We start from the raw sequence: 13,882 nt of genomic DNA, 5'->3' as shown, positions 1-13,882 counted from the left end.
AGGGATGTTATCAAGATCAACCTTTGGATATAGGGGAGCTTGCTCGCAGGTTCCCTACTATCAAGGGGTCGCCTAATCCTCGATCTTCATGCAAACCTACGACGTCATTATGATTGGCGCTGGCCATAATGGTCTGACTTGCGCTGGCTATCTGCTTAAGGAAGGTTACAGCGTTTTATTGCTGGAGAAGCGATCGATCCCTGGAGGCGCGGCAACGACAGAAGAGGCTTTACCTGAGGATGCACCGGGCTTTCAATTCAACCTGTGTGCTATTGACCACGAATTTATTCACCTAGGCCCAGTGGTGGAAGAGCTCGAACTCACTCGGTATGGGTTGGAGTATCTTTTTTGCGACCCAGTGACCTTTTGCCCTCACCCCGACGGCAGCTACTTTCTCGCCCACCGCTCGGTCGAAAAAACCTGTGAGGAAATCGCCCGCTTCAGCCCTAGAGATGCCGAAAAGTATGGCGAGTACATGGCCTACTGGCAGCAGGTGATTAAGGCTATCACGCCAATTTTCAATGCGCCGCCCAAGTCTGTAATTGATATTTTGGGCAACTATGGGCTGAGCAATATCCAGGAACTGCTGTCTCTAGTGGGCGGTGTGGATAAGGCTCTAGATCTCATCCGCACCATGCTGAGCAGCCCTAAGGATTCGCTGGGTGAATGGTTTGATGCGGAGTTTGTAAAAGCGCCTTTGGCTCGCTTGGCGTCGGAACTGGGATCGTCTCCTTCGGATAAGACGCTGGCGATTGGGGCGATGATGATGGGGCTGCGACACGATCCGGGTATGGCCCGACCCCGCGGTGGTACGGGAGCTTTGACCCAGGCTCTGGTCAATATGGTGAATGACAATGGCGGCACGATCCTCTGCGACCAGGTAGTTGAGCAGATTCTCATCGGCAACAATGGTCGGGCTGAGGGGGTGCGGGTGGCAGGCGGTCAGGAGTATCGGGCTACCAAGGGCGTCATCTCTAATATCGATGCCCAGCGGCTGTTTTTGCATATGGTGGATCCTGCCGATTCGGCGGCCTATGCTAAGGGCCTGCGGGAGCGGCTGGAGCGGCGCATTGCCAACAACAATGACAGCATTGTCAAAATTGACTGTGCTCTATCCGAAGCGCCTCGATTTGTTCACCACGACCACCGAGATGAGTACCTGACGGGTTCGGTACTGATTGCTGACTCGGTGCGGCAGGTGGAAATTGCCCACGCGCTGCCAGAGATTGGGGAAATTCCGCTTGAAGATCCGTCGCTTTATGTGGTGGTGCCCACAATGATGGACCCGTCGATGGCTCCGCCGGGCTGTCACACTCTCTGGGTTGAGTTCTATGCGCCCTATCAGATTCACGGTGCAGAGGGCACAGGCAAGTTTGGCACAGGCTGGACTGAAGAACTGAAAAACCAGGTGGCGGATCGAGTGATCGACAAGCTCTCTGAGTATGCGCCCAATGTCAAAGATGCGGTAATTGCCCGCCGAGTTGAGAGCCCTGCTGATCTGAGCGATCGCTTGGGGGTTCACAAAGGCAATTTCTACCACATTGATATGACTCTGGATCAAATGGTGTTCTTCCGTCCACTGCCTGAAATTGCCAACTACCAGACCCCGATTGAGGGTCTGTATTTGACCGGGGCAGGCACCCATCCGGGCGGCTCGATTTCGGGCCTGCCGGGGCGCAACTGTGCCCGCGTGTTTATCAACGCGCAAAAGCCAATTACCCAAAATATTAAAGAGGCGGGTAGCTGGTTAAAGTCCCGGTTTACGGCAGTTACGAATCTGGCCCGATAGTTTCGGGTTGGCGGGGTTTTTACCCCAAGAACAGTAAGCAACTGTATTGTGTGCGATCGCAAGGAGATTTCTATGGACACTCGTGAACAGCGCTCTAGCCAAGGCAGTGGGGTTCCCCATCCCGACATCCCGCTGCTGATTGACAGCCGAGAAACCGAGTATCGGGGCACTGGCATTACTAGCTCAGTGCAGATTTTTGGCCACCCTATTCATCCGATCATTGTGATTTTTCCAGTGGCCTTTCTCAGTGGCGTTGCCGGTACTGACCTAGGCTATTTACTGACTGGCAGAGACTTTTGGTCTGAGGCTTCGCTGTGGCTGATTGGGGCGGGTCTGCTAACTGCGATCGCAGCTGCCATCACCGGCATGTCCGACTTTATCAATATTCCTCGGGTGCGGCGGCGGCGGGCCGGTTGGGCTCACATGCTGCTCAATGTAGGCGTGCTGGTGCTGACGATCGTGAATCTTTTGATTCGCTGGGGCAACCCAGAGGGGGCTATTGTGCCCTGGGGCCTAGCGATTTCTTGGGTGGTGGCTACGCTGCTGCTGGCCAGCGGCTGGTACGGTGGTGAGCTGATGTTCCGGCACAAGGTCGGTATTGTCGGGCCTGGCGAAACCCACGCCTCCTAAGTGTCAAGCGCTTTAAATTAGTTAAAAGCCTGTCGAAACGCGCGTTTCGGCAGGCTTAGTGGTTTAAAGCCGCCCTAACAGCCTGCTCTTTAACTGAAGGCACAGAAGCGCAGGTGATCCACTCGACTTTTCCCCTGCTTGGGGCAATGCTAAAACTGATGGCGTTGACGCCTGTAGGGGCTGAGCCTGCAAAGGCAACATCAGTTTGGAGTGGATGGGCGATGAACTGGCTACGACAGACACGCTTCAAGATCGAAAAAGCTTACGGATGGCTGTCTTTAGTCGTTGCGATCGCGCTGGTGCTAGGCCTCTTTTTCCGGCTCACCCACCTCGACCAACCGCTTTACTGGCATGACGAAGCCTATACCTCTCTACGAGTTTCTGGCTTCACCGCCCAGGAAGTTAGAGAAGACCTGTTCACAGGCAGGCTAGTAAGCATTGCAGATGTGGCCCGTTATCAACACCCGGCACCCGGCAAAACCGTCGTCGATGTCGTGCGCTCCTTGGCATTAGAAGATGCCCAGCATCCACCCCTCTACTACCTGCTAGCTAGAGGCTGGGTGCAAATCTTTGGCTCCTCCGTGGTAGCCCTAAGAAGCCTGTCCGTGCTGATTGGCCTACTGCTGTTTCCTGCGCTGTACTGGCTCTGTCAGGAGCTTTTGAGGCCCGGTGAAAAAGCGGCTGTTCGACCATTAGCTGGGCTCACCACAGGGCTGGCCCTAGCCCTAGCTGCAGTTTCGCCATACCACGTTCTCTATGCCCAAGAAGCCAGAGAATATGGGCTGTGGTCAGTGTTGACGCTGTTGTTTAGTGCAGCTTTTTTGCGGGCGCTGCGGCTAAATAGCTGGTCCGCTTGGGGTCTGGCTACGCTCCTTTTGGCGGCGGGCCTCTACACGCAGCCGCTGATGCTGATGCTAGGGGCTGCTAGCTGGGTTTACCTGCTGTTGGTTAACGACCTGCGGTTGAATCGATCGGTGGTGCGCGGCAGTGTGGCTCTGGGTTTAGGGGTGCTGGCTTTTGGGCCTTGGCTGCGGGTGATTCAAGTCAACCAGGCCCCTGGGACTTCTTGGACTGCTGTTCCCATCCCCGTAGATACCTGGCTCAAAGCGTGGGGCCTGCACCTGCAGCGGGCTTTTCTGCTGACCCATGAAGACTTTGGCTTTGACCATTGGACTAGCCAGCTTAGCCTGCCGCTGCTGCTCCTGTTGGTAGTCTATGCAGGCTATACGCTCTACCGCACAACGCCGCCGAGAGTGTGGCTATTTGTAGCCGTGCTGATGGCCTGTGTCGCGCTGCCGCTGGCGCTGCCTGATCTGGTTTTGGGCGGGCAGCGATCGCTCTCGGGTCGGTATTTAGTGCCTTTTTACTTGGGCCTACAGGTTCTGGTAGCTGTTTTGCTGGCCCAAAAATTGCACGATCCTCGCCCTTGCCAGCGCCAGTTTTGGCGAGCAGCGACGGCTCTGCTGCTGACGCTTGGCGTCGTTTCCTGCGCGCTCAATACCCAATCTCAAACAGCCTGGACCAAAGTTATTAACTACCGCTTACCGGAGGTGGCAGAGGCGATTAATGCCGCTCCTCAGCCGCTGCTAGTTAGCGACTCCTTTGGGGTCAACTTTGGCAATATTTTGGCTTTGAGCTATCTGTTAAAACCTCAGGTTCAGCTGCTGTTGATTGGTTCGCCCGATATCTATCATGTCCCCCAAATTCCAGCGGGCTTTAGCAGCGTGTTTGTGCTAAATCCTTCCGATGCTTTTCGGCAGCTGCTAGCACAGCAGCAAAACCAGCCTGTTCAGATCCAATTTAATGATGCTCATCTGTTTCTTTGGCGGCTTGGAGATCAAAGCAGGATAGATGAGTTTGAGCGCTCTCTGGGGATTAACGGGATTCATTAGAATGCATTAAGCAATGACGGCAGCTGAAGAAAATTAGGGTAGCCTGCACCCAAGACCCCATTTTTCTGCAATTAACCGGGTTAAAGCCCTCTCTTATGCCCTCAACTTCTTCTGTAAACCCGCCTCACGTTGAAATTCTGCCGAATAAAGCAGCACTGATCGAGCGATCGCTAACGGTGGTGCTGTCGGTCATCAATGATGCGATCGCAGAACGCGACCGCTGCACCTTGGCCCTGGCTGGAGGCAGCACCCCCAAGCCCCTCTACGAAGCCCTAGCCCAGCAAGATCTGCCCTGGCAAAAGCTCTACATCTTCTGGGGTGACGAGCGCTACGTACCCATTGATCACCCCGATAGCAATGCAGGCATGGCCAAAGCTGCTTGGCTAGATCAGGTGGCCATTCCTTTAGGGCAAATTTTCCCCATGCCCACCCAAGCCAAAGATCCTGAAACAGCGGCCCATCAATACGAGCAGACCCTGAGAGCCGTTTTTCCTGAAGCCACAGAGACAGTTCCCCAACTCGATCTGATTCTGCTGGGCATGGGAGATGATGGTCACACCGCCTCGCTATTTCCCCACACCGAGGCTCTAAACGTGCGCGATCGCCTGATAACCGTTGGCAATAAAGACGGTCAGCCCCGCATCACCTTTACAGTGCCCCTGATCAACCGCGCCCGCTCCGTTCTGTTTTTAACCGCTGGGGCCAACAAGCAGCAGGCTTTGAGCCAGGTTTTTGCGGCAGAGGCCGACTCCGAGATGTATCCTTCCCGGCTAATTCAGCCCGAGGGCGAACTGTGGTGGCTGCTCGATAGCGAGGCCGGAGCAGCTCTGAATCTGTGATCAGTATCACCGCTGTGGGCACCTTTAAGGAGAAGAAACTCTCGGCAATTCCCAGCAGCTAAGAATGCTTGGCTCTCGTATCATGATCTCAGCATCAAAAAATACACCATGATTGTCTGCCCCAACTGCAGCCACCAAAACCCTGACAGTGCCGTTCAGTGCGAAGCCTGCTATACCCCGCTGCCTGTTCTAGCTACCTGCCCCAGCTGTGGGGCCTCTATCCAGGCAGACGCTAGCTTCTGCGGCCAGTGCGGTTTTGACCTACGAACCGCCACAGCCCAAGAAACCGCAACCCCAACCCAGCCTGCCCGATCAGAGGTTAACTCACCAGAGGTACCCGAACTCACGCCCCCCGATCCCCTGGTGCAGCCCGAACCCCTTCCCTTTGCTGCCGTCCAGCTCGATCCTCAGCCCGACCCCCAGCCTGACAACCTGGCCCTAGACCCCTTTCCAGTACTAGATCCCCAGCCCGACCTTCAGCCTGCCCCACCCGCACCAGCACCAACAATGGCTCCGTCAGCGCCGGCTCCGGGGGGAGCCTACAGCACTACTCAACTGCAGGTAATCCAGGCTCGCCTGCTGCATATTCAGACCAACGCCCTGCTAGAGCTGCCAGCCAATGTAACCGTGGTGCGAATCGGTAAACCCAACGACCGCGTTCCTCCTGACATTGATGTTTCTGGTTTTCCCGACTCAGAAATTGTTTCGCGATCGCATGCGGCTATTCGAGTAGAAGGGGACGTCTACTATATTGAAGATGTCGGCAGCTCAAACGGCACTTACGTTAACAATATGCCGCTGCCTGTAGGCAACCGTCACCGGCTGCGAACCGGCGATCGTATCGCTCTGGGTAAGGGAGATAAAGTGTCTTTTCTTTTTCAGGTTGGCTGAATCTTGAAGGATAACTTCAGGCGTCGATCACTTGAGCGGCCATTTCTTAGTTTGGCTTATGTAATGTGATTACTCTTTCCCTGCTTCACCCTCTAAACAAAACGCCTGTCCAGCACTGGACCTTTGAGAAGGAATCCGTCATTCGCATCGGCCGCTCCACCGACAACAATGTCATTCTCTACAGTGCCGTAGTGTCTCGTCATCACGTAGAAATTCACCGCGTCGACAGCGGTTGGGAAATCAGAAGTCTGGGCACCAATGGCACCTATGTAGAGGGTAAGCGAATTGCTGAGGCACCTGTTCAAAACGGCATCATCATTCGTTTGGCCCGATCAGGTCCCAATATTCAAATCAACATGGCCGAGGAAAAACGATCTCCCCTCCAAGAACTATTAGAAAACCGCTCTCGCATAGCGGCCTCTTTTACCACTGTAGAATCGCCCTCGGTAGAGTTCGAGAACGAGTTTAAAGCCGCCCTAACCCCTTAGAAGCCGGACAGTTTACTGCCCTAACAGCAGCAAACTGTCCGGTGAGCAGTCCTGCTGCGTTAGACTCTCCTAAGACGTTTTAGCCCGACTGGCTGAAGATCTATGGCGCGGGGCGACCAGATTTATGTAATGCGCGAATTGGTCGGCATTCCCGGCCTCTATGAACACCACGGTATCGACTGCGGTGATAATACGGTGATTCACTATCGCAAGACCGGCAGTGAGGCCGTTGTCACCCGCACCCACTTCGACACCTTTGCCCAGGGCAAACCCGTCTACACGGTAGTGCAGCCTGTCTCCTTTGTGCCCGATGTGGTGATGGAGCGAGCTGAAAGTCGCCTGGGCGAGCGCCGCTACGACCTCTTTTTCAACAACTGCGAACACTTTGCTAACTGGTGCAAAACCGGACGCAGTGAAAGTCCTCAGCTGGCTAACTTTGGACTGCGGCTGGAGCAGCTGCGGCTGCCCGAAGTCCGGCGGCTGATAGAAAATACTGCCCAAGATCGCTCCCCCGAACAAGCCATTGCCCTGTTTCAAAAAGCTCTAGGTGACATTGCTGCTGCCTATCAGACTCTGCGCCTTCAGGCTCAGCAGACCGAACAGGAAGTGGATAGCTGGCAGCGGGTGGCCCAAAAAGCCCTGCAAAAGCAGCGAGAAGACCTAGCCCGAGCAGCTCTCTACAAAAAAGTCGCTGCTCAAAAGCAGGTAGACGCGCTTCAGACTCAGCTAGCCGAGCTAGTTGATATGCAGCTAACACTATTGCGAAACCGAGAAATTTCAGAGGAGCGCTTTCGGTTGGGTTGAGGGGATGAATGGGTGGCGTGAGCCAAAAACTGGGGTTGTTCTCGTTCCCATGCGGAGCAGGGGAATGCCCAATGGAGGATCCGCCTTCTCTCATATCTAGCTACGGCCTCTTACCGCCCCCATCTCCTCACCTCCCCCACCCTCCCCTATCTCAACTTCCCTGCGTCTCCGCGTCCCCCTGTCCCCGCATCCCTTTGCCCTCTGCCTTCCCCATCAGCCAAACCATCCCACCGCCCTTAATAGCCCCGCCAATCAAGCCGCTCACAAAAGCAATTCCCACGTTCACGGCCCGGCAGTCGTAGAGCCAGTTTGGACTTTGCAGGGGATTAGGCGGAGGAGACACGGAAAACTCTGAGTAGCGGCACAGGCTTTGGATCATCGCTGGGTTGGGCAACAGAGCCTGCGCGATGGGGCTGATGACTGAGGTGTAGGGCACCTCCAGGTTGAAGACTTGCCTCACGTTGAGATCAATCACCCAGCCACCGCCAAAGGCCACCGCAGCGGCGCTAATCAACACCCACCAGTAAGCGCCGGAAATTTGCCGACGCAGCAGCAGCGCCTGACCTAGCCCAATCATCGCGCCCATCACCGCGCCTATCACCAGACTTCGTAGCGAAAACAGCGGTGCATAATACGGCAGCCACAGCGTCAGCATAATGACGCAGCCAAACCCAGCTATGCCAAACCCAAGGGTGATCACCCACCAGCGCCAGATGGCTATCCGGTGGCGCAGCAGCCAGCCCTGCCAAAAGCCCAGCAGAATGATGGCAGTGCTGAGCAGGCCAAAGACGTTGAAGAGGGCGACTGCGATCGCAAAGATCACTGCTGTGCCCAGCATCCACTGCAGCCAAAACAAAGTCGGATTAAAAGAACGTGCCATATATGGCCCCCTACCCCTTATCCTGCAAGCCTAGTATATGAGCCTGTGAGTTGCCTGCTGGGAAACTGACTTGCCGTGGGATAATCGATTTCTTGTGACCTGAGGCGACTGGAGCATGACCCCAGCTGTGCCATACACGGCAGACTTGACCCAAGGAAATCCGGTGAAGGATGTAGATCTGAACTTTCAGCTACCCGATCCGGAAGATGAAAAGATTTCTGAGCCGGAGTTTAAGCGGCAGATTGAGGTGGCCTGGCAGGTGTGCGATCGCTTCGACCTGCAGACCGACATCTGGCGCGGCCGAATTTTGCGAACGGTGCGCGACCGAGAGAGGCAGGGCGGCGACGGTCGCGGCACCGGCTTTCTCAACTGGCTGAAAGACCGAGAGATTACCAAGAGCCAGGCTTACTCGCTGATTGAGCTGGCCGACAGTGCCGATGCGCTGCTGCAGGAAGGCCTGCTAGAGCCTCAGGACGTAAATCAGTTCAGTAAGCGGGCCTTTGTCGAGACGGCCCAGTCTGCGCCTGAGGTGCAGCAGATGGTCAGCGATGCCGCCCGCAAAGGCGACCACATCACCCGCCGGGAGGTGCGCCAGATCTCCGATGAGTGGACGGCCATGACCTCTGAGCTGCTGCCCGAAGAAGTTCGGGAAAAAGCAGCCAACAACACCATTCCCACTCGCTACCTAGCCCCACTAGTGCGGGAAATGGAGAAGTTGCCTGAGCTGCACCAGCAGACCCTAAAAACCGAAATCACCATCAACCCTGATATCGAAACCCTCAAGCAGGTCACCTCGGAGGCCCGCTATCTAGCGAAATACTTGGGGGCGGCAAACCAGGTGCAGTCAATTAGTGACGGCGGCGTTGAGCTAGAGACGGCCCTAGAAGAGGCTCTGCGGGTAGGCTGTCTGAGCGCCACTGCCGATATGGTGACCCAAGCGGCCCAGCTAGAGCAAACCGCTGCCAAACTCTACACCACCTGGAAGCGTCTCAACAAGTTGGCTGAACGGGTCTATGTCGATAGCGGTGAGAGCACGCCCAACTTGCGATCGCTTCTCAACGCCCTCGCCCCGCTCACCAGCGAAATTGTGGAAATCCAGCTCGGCGACAGCGACAGTCCCCTATCGCGCACCATCCGCTGGCGACTGCTCGACGACAGTGGCTCTGATGAAGGTAGGCTTTGAGCTCCATTCATGGAGCCAAGGGCCGGGCTTTGAGGTTAGGCCCGCCTCTACGGCTCGTAGTTTTGCACGTTTAACGAATGGTTGGTTGAAACATCTTTAGAGAGTAACGGGGCCTCCGCTGGAGAGAGCAACGGGCCTTCACCAGCGCAACGGGATTTCGCTAGTGAAGGCCTGTTGCATTTTGGACAATCTCTCCAAATGATGATTTTGCCAACTTCCGGGAAGATTAGGATCGCAATTGTTAAATCTTAAGAAGCTGTCTAGATCAGTCCACACCTATACTTCATGGCCCAAAACCAGACCAGCATGATTAATCCTCGACAGGAGAATTATGCGTTACCTTGGCAGCTGTAGGGCAGCTGCAATCTGGCTAGGCGCTGAGAACCTTAAAACTTTCAGCGAAAAGCCTGCCTTCCGGTCGAACGCCACATACTGGAAGTAAAAGCCTAGCTGATCTGTCTGTTCGACTCTTCTGTCTGACCTTAAAGTGTGTCTTGGAGAACACTGTGTTTGAGTACCTGCCACCGTTAAACGAGCACAATCTTCCCTACCCCGACACAATTCACCCTATCGTGGTCCACTTTGTGATTGCGATGGTGCTGTTTGCTTTTGTCTGCGATATCGTCGGCTACTTTACCCGAAATTCAAAGCTGCTTGAGGTGAGCTGGTGGAACTTAGTTTTTGCCACTGTTTCAATCTTCATCGCCGTTATCTTTGGGCAAATTGAGGCAGGGCTCTCTGAACCTTACAATGCTGCCATCTCCACGCTAAATCTGCACACATTATTGGGGTGGTCCCTGTCAGGAATTTTGGCAGCTGTCACCGGATGGCGCTATGTGATTCGGTCACGGGGGAGTCAGACTCTGCCGGTTCCTTACCTTGCTCTGAGTTTGCTGCTGGCTATCTTGGTTCTTTTTCAGACCTATTTGGGTGATGTGCTGGTGTGGGTTTATGGACTGCATACAGCGCCTGTAGTGGAGGCAACCCGAGGAGGCAAGCTGTCATGAGATCAGATTTAGTAAACCAGTTAGGCGACCAGCTAGGGTCTAACAATCTGCCCTATGTCGTGCCCATTCACCCCAACCTGGTGCATTTGACGCTGGGGCTTTTTATCGTGGCAGTTTCCTTTGATATCGTTGGGGTTTTCTTCCCGGTTGAAAAAGCGGTTTTTAAGTATCTGGCCATTCCAGTGACCCGTTCAGGCCTGTTTGATGTGGGCTGGTACAACCTGGTAGCGGCCGCTGTGATCACGTTCTTTACCGTTGCCTCTGGATTTTACGAAATCCTGCTGTCAAACCCTTTTCAAAACGTGAAGAGTCAATGGGGCCTGCTGGCGATGCCGACGATGGTCTGGCATGGTCTAGGGGGCGTTCTCCTACTATTTCTCATTGTGGGTATGACCGTCTGGCGAGGTTTCCAGCGGTTTGCCTGGCGCAAGGATATGGCCAGACAGGTGCAGTGGACTTACCTGGGCGCAGGTCTGGCAATTTTTGCCCTAATGTTCCTCCAGGGTACGTTGGGGGCTCACCTAGGCGGTGAGTTTGGCATTCACGTTACGGCCGATCAGCTCATCAAAGTAGGCGAAGACCCTAATTTGCTGCCCCGAAGCCTGCTTCCCTAATTTTTTTGCCCTAATTTCTTGAATTCATGAAATTTCGTGCGATCGCAACTCTGACTATCTATGCCGGGCTTACCATCGCTATCAGTATTTGGATGGCTAAAGAGTCCTATTCCTGGTTTCCCCCCGAGGCGACAGCAGAGGCAAAGCTGATTGACGATCTGTTTAGCCTTTTCACTGGGCTGGGCACAGCGATTCTGCTAGGCGTGCTGGGCCCAGTCGTCTACTCGCTCATCTTCCACCGGGTCAGTAAATATGATCCTAGCGATGGCCCACATATCGAAGGCAACGTGACTTTGGAAGTGATTTGGACGATAGTCCCAGTGGTGCTGGTTTTGGGACTCTCCTTTGCCAGCTTTAGCGCCTACGAAAAAATGAACCTGCGCGGCTCTCTAGACCTAGTGCATCTGCACCTGCCCCAGATGATGGACTCAGCCTACGCCGCCCCCTTCGACGAAACCCCTCAAGAGGAAATCAAAGATTCGCTGCAGCAGGCTGCCCCCAAAGAAATCGAGGTTACTGCTAGACAGTGGGCCTGGGTATTTCGCTATCCCGATCAAGACGTTACCAGCACAGAGCTACACCTGCCTGTCAATAGTCGAGTCCGCCTCGCCCTTCGCTCCGAGGACGTGATCCACGGCTTTTACGTGCCCGCCTTTCGAATCAAGCAAGATATCGTTCCCAACCATCGCATGGAGCTGGAGTTTACCCCTACCCGAGTGGGCCAGTACCGCTTGCGCGATTCCCTCTTTAGCGGCACCTACTTTGCTGCCAACCAAGCCGATGTGGTGGTGCAGTCCCCCGAAGACTACCAGCAGTGGCTAGCCGATGCGGCGTCCCAGCCATTAACTGCGGCTTACAACCCAGCTGCCACTGAATATGCCAGAGCCACTGAACAAACGGCAGTTCTGCGGGGCTGGGCATCGGTGGTTCCTGCGCCCCCTCCAGTCGTAAATTATTCGTCACAGACTGTGCCTAAGAGTCCGCCAGCTTAAGGGGTGGGGGGCAGAGGCTAGAGGGCAGAGGGGAAATACGTTCTGACTCACTCGCCTTTTCCCTTACGTCCCCCAACCTCCGGCTCTCCTTCTGCCTCCTGGCTTCGGCCTTTCCCTTTCCTCTTCCTTTTTGCCTTTCGCCCTCCGCCCCTTAGTCTCTATTCCTATGACCAACGCCCCCGTCGAAGCGATTGAAGTCGCCCGCGCCCAACCCTATCCAGGTGCGCCGGACAACTGGAAGCGATTTTTTACTTTCAGCACTGACCACAAAGTTATCGGCATTCAGTACATCGTTACGTCGTTCTTCTTTTTTCTGGTCGGCGGCCTGTTTTCGATGGTAATGCGGGGAGAGCTGATCACCCCCGAAGCCGATCTAATCGATCGCACTGTCTACAACGCACTGTTCACGATGCATGGCTCGGTCATGCTGTTTCTCTGGACGTTTCCGGTGCTGGTGGGCATCGGAAACTACCTGGTGCCGCTGATGATTGGGGCCAGGGATATGGCCTTCCCCAGACTCAATGCGGTGTCTTTCTGGCTGATTCCGGTAGTCGGGGTCTTGATGATTGGCAGCTTTCTAGCACCCGGCGGGCCGTCGCAGTCGGGCTGGTGGGCCTACCCGCCAGTTAGTCTGCAAAATCCTTCTGGCAGTTTGATCAATGGGCAGGTGCTGTGGCTCCTAGCGGTGGCGATTTCGGGCGTGTCCTCAATTATGGGTGGTGTGAACTTTGTCACGACTATCTTTCGGATGCGGGCACCGGGCATGGGCTGGTTTAGAATGCCTGCTTTTGTCTGGTCGGTGCTGGCAGCGCAGCTGATTCAGCTCTATGGGTTGCCATCTCTAACCGCTGGCGCAGTGATGCTGCTGCTGGATATCACGGCGGGTACTAGCTTTTTCGCGCCGGAGCGGGGCGGCAACCCGGTGCTGTACCAGCATTTTTTCTGGTTCTATTCTCATCCGGCGGTCTACGTTATGGTGCTGCCCGTCTTCGGCATTTTTTCAGAGGTGATTCCGGTTCATGCCCGTAAGCCACTGTTTGGTTACCGGGTGATTGCGGTTTCATCCATTCTGATTACTTTCATCAGCGCTACGGTGTGGGTTCACCATATGTTTGCCAGCGCTACCCCAAGCTGGATGCGGATTCTGTTTATGGTCACCTCTATGCTGGTTGGGGTGCCCACGGGCATCAAAATCTTTGGCTGGGTGGCAACCCTTTGGGGCGGCAAAATCCGGCTAACAACGCCGATGCTGTTTGCGATCGCAGGTTTCGTTAATTTCGTCTTCGCCGGGATTACGGGCATCATGCTGGCCTCGGTGCCGATCGATATTCACGTCAACAACACCTACTTTGTAGTGGGCCATTTCCACTACGTCATCTACGGCACGATTGTGTACGGCATCTACGCTGGTCTGTACCACTGGTTCCCCAAGATGACCGGGCGGATGTATTACGAAGGCTTGGGTAAAGTGCACTTTGCTCTAACGCTGCTGGGCACCAACCTGACCTTTTGGCCCATGCACCCCTTAGGGTTAATGGGTATGCCGCGCCGGGTCGCCTCTTACGACCCTGAGTTTGCCTTTTGGAACGTGATTGCCAGTCTGGGCGGGTTTCTCCTGGGTATCTCGGTGCTGCCCTTTATCCTCAACATGGTGAGTTCCTGGGTTCAGGGTGAAAAAGCAGGGGACAACCCTTGGCGAGCTATTGGGCTAGAGTGGCTGACCTCCTCACCGCCCCCGGTTGAGAACTTTGAGGAGATTCCGACGGTCATCTCAGGGCCATATGGGTATGGCAAAGATGAGCCGCTGGTGGCGACGAAGGGTTCGGTAGCGCTGGGCGAGGCATAGGGGAGGGGATATCCGAGACACGGTATA

The 13,882-nt window shown here is 55.0% G+C and carries 13 protein-coding genes; 12 read left to right on the top strand and 1 reads right to left on the bottom strand.

Annotated elements, in window-relative coordinates; translation table 11 throughout:
- Nucleotides 1-88: 88 nt before the first annotated feature.
- From crtO to H6G13_RS10345, 7 genes are all read left to right on the top strand, one after another.
- The gene (gene crtO, locus H6G13_RS10375; protein WP_190483133.1) at nt 89-1,789 is read left to right on the top strand and encodes a beta-carotene ketolase CrtO; all 1,701 of its coding nucleotides are present in this window, start codon (nt 89-91) and stop codon (nt 1,787-1,789) included.
- A 72-nt stretch (nt 1,790-1,861) separates the two neighbouring features.
- Nucleotides 1,862-2,419 carry a DUF2231 domain-containing protein gene (locus tag H6G13_RS10370; RefSeq protein ID WP_190483132.1) on the top strand — a complete coding sequence of 186 codons (558 nt, stop codon included), beginning with the start codon at nt 1,862-1,864 and terminating at the stop codon, nt 2,417-2,419.
- A gap of 221 nt (nt 2,420-2,640) precedes the next feature.
- Nucleotides 2,641-4,311, top strand: a complete 1,671-nt coding sequence (locus H6G13_RS10365; protein ID WP_190483131.1) for a glycosyltransferase family 39 protein — start codon at nt 2,641-2,643, stop codon at nt 4,309-4,311.
- 95 nt (nt 4,312-4,406) lie between these two features.
- Entirely contained in the window at nt 4,407-5,150 is a 744-nt protein-coding gene (gene pgl / locus H6G13_RS10360) for a 6-phosphogluconolactonase (RefSeq protein ID WP_190483130.1), read from the top strand.
- A 108-nt stretch (nt 5,151-5,258) separates the two neighbouring features.
- On the top strand, nt 5,259-6,041 hold the full coding sequence (locus H6G13_RS10355) for an FHA domain-containing protein (protein ID WP_190483129.1): 783 nt from the start codon (nt 5,259-5,261) through the stop codon (nt 6,039-6,041).
- A gap of 65 nt (nt 6,042-6,106) precedes the next feature.
- Complete coding sequence (locus H6G13_RS10350; RefSeq protein ID WP_190483128.1) at nt 6,107-6,529, top strand: FHA domain-containing protein; 423 nt, start codon at nt 6,107-6,109, stop codon at nt 6,527-6,529.
- Nucleotides 6,530-6,631: 102 nt separating this feature from the next.
- Nucleotides 6,632-7,333 (top strand): lecithin retinol acyltransferase family protein, encoded by a 702-nt coding sequence (locus tag H6G13_RS10345; RefSeq protein ID WP_190483127.1) that lies wholly within the window; start codon nt 6,632-6,634, stop codon nt 7,331-7,333.
- A 151-nt stretch (nt 7,334-7,484) separates the two neighbouring features.
- Here the strand turns inward: H6G13_RS10345 and H6G13_RS10340 are convergent, their stop codons facing one another.
- Entirely contained in the window at nt 7,485-8,213 is a 729-nt protein-coding gene (locus tag H6G13_RS10340) for a hypothetical protein (RefSeq protein WP_190483126.1), read from the bottom strand.
- A gap of 115 nt (nt 8,214-8,328) precedes the next feature.
- Here H6G13_RS10340 and H6G13_RS10335 point away from each other — a divergent pair, with 115 nt between their 5' ends.
- The 5 genes from H6G13_RS10335 (at nt 8,329) to ctaD (ending at nt 13,855) form a co-directional block, all read left to right on the top strand.
- On the top strand, nt 8,329-9,396 hold the full coding sequence (locus H6G13_RS10335) for a hypothetical protein (RefSeq protein ID WP_190483125.1): 1,068 nt from the start codon (nt 8,329-8,331) through the stop codon (nt 9,394-9,396).
- Between the two features lie 506 nt (nt 9,397-9,902).
- Complete coding sequence (locus tag H6G13_RS10330) at nt 9,903-10,403, top strand: DUF2231 domain-containing protein (protein WP_190483124.1); 501 nt, start codon at nt 9,903-9,905, stop codon at nt 10,401-10,403.
- On the top strand, nt 10,400-11,017 hold the full coding sequence (locus H6G13_RS10325; RefSeq protein WP_190483123.1) for a DUF2231 domain-containing protein: 618 nt from the start codon (nt 10,400-10,402) through the stop codon (nt 11,015-11,017). The genes H6G13_RS10330 and H6G13_RS10325 overlap by 4 nt, the downstream gene beginning before the upstream one ends.
- 26 nt (nt 11,018-11,043) lie before the next feature.
- Nucleotides 11,044-12,009 carry a cytochrome c oxidase subunit II gene (locus tag H6G13_RS10320; RefSeq protein ID WP_190483122.1) on the top strand — a complete coding sequence of 322 codons (966 nt, stop codon included), beginning with the start codon at nt 11,044-11,046 and terminating at the stop codon, nt 12,007-12,009.
- 166 nt (nt 12,010-12,175) lie between these two features.
- Nucleotides 12,176-13,855 carry a cytochrome c oxidase subunit I gene (ctaD, locus tag H6G13_RS10315; RefSeq protein ID WP_190483121.1) on the top strand — a complete coding sequence of 560 codons (1,680 nt, stop codon included), beginning with the start codon at nt 12,176-12,178 and terminating at the stop codon, nt 13,853-13,855.
- Nucleotides 13,856-13,882 lie beyond the last annotated feature (27 nt).

The sequence above is a fragment of the Pseudanabaena sp. FACHB-2040 genome, assembly GCF_014696715.1.
Classification (GTDB): Bacteria; Cyanobacteriota; Cyanobacteriia; order Phormidesmidales; family Phormidesmidaceae; genus JACVSF01.
This window is presented reverse-complemented; position numbering and strand designations above follow the sequence as displayed.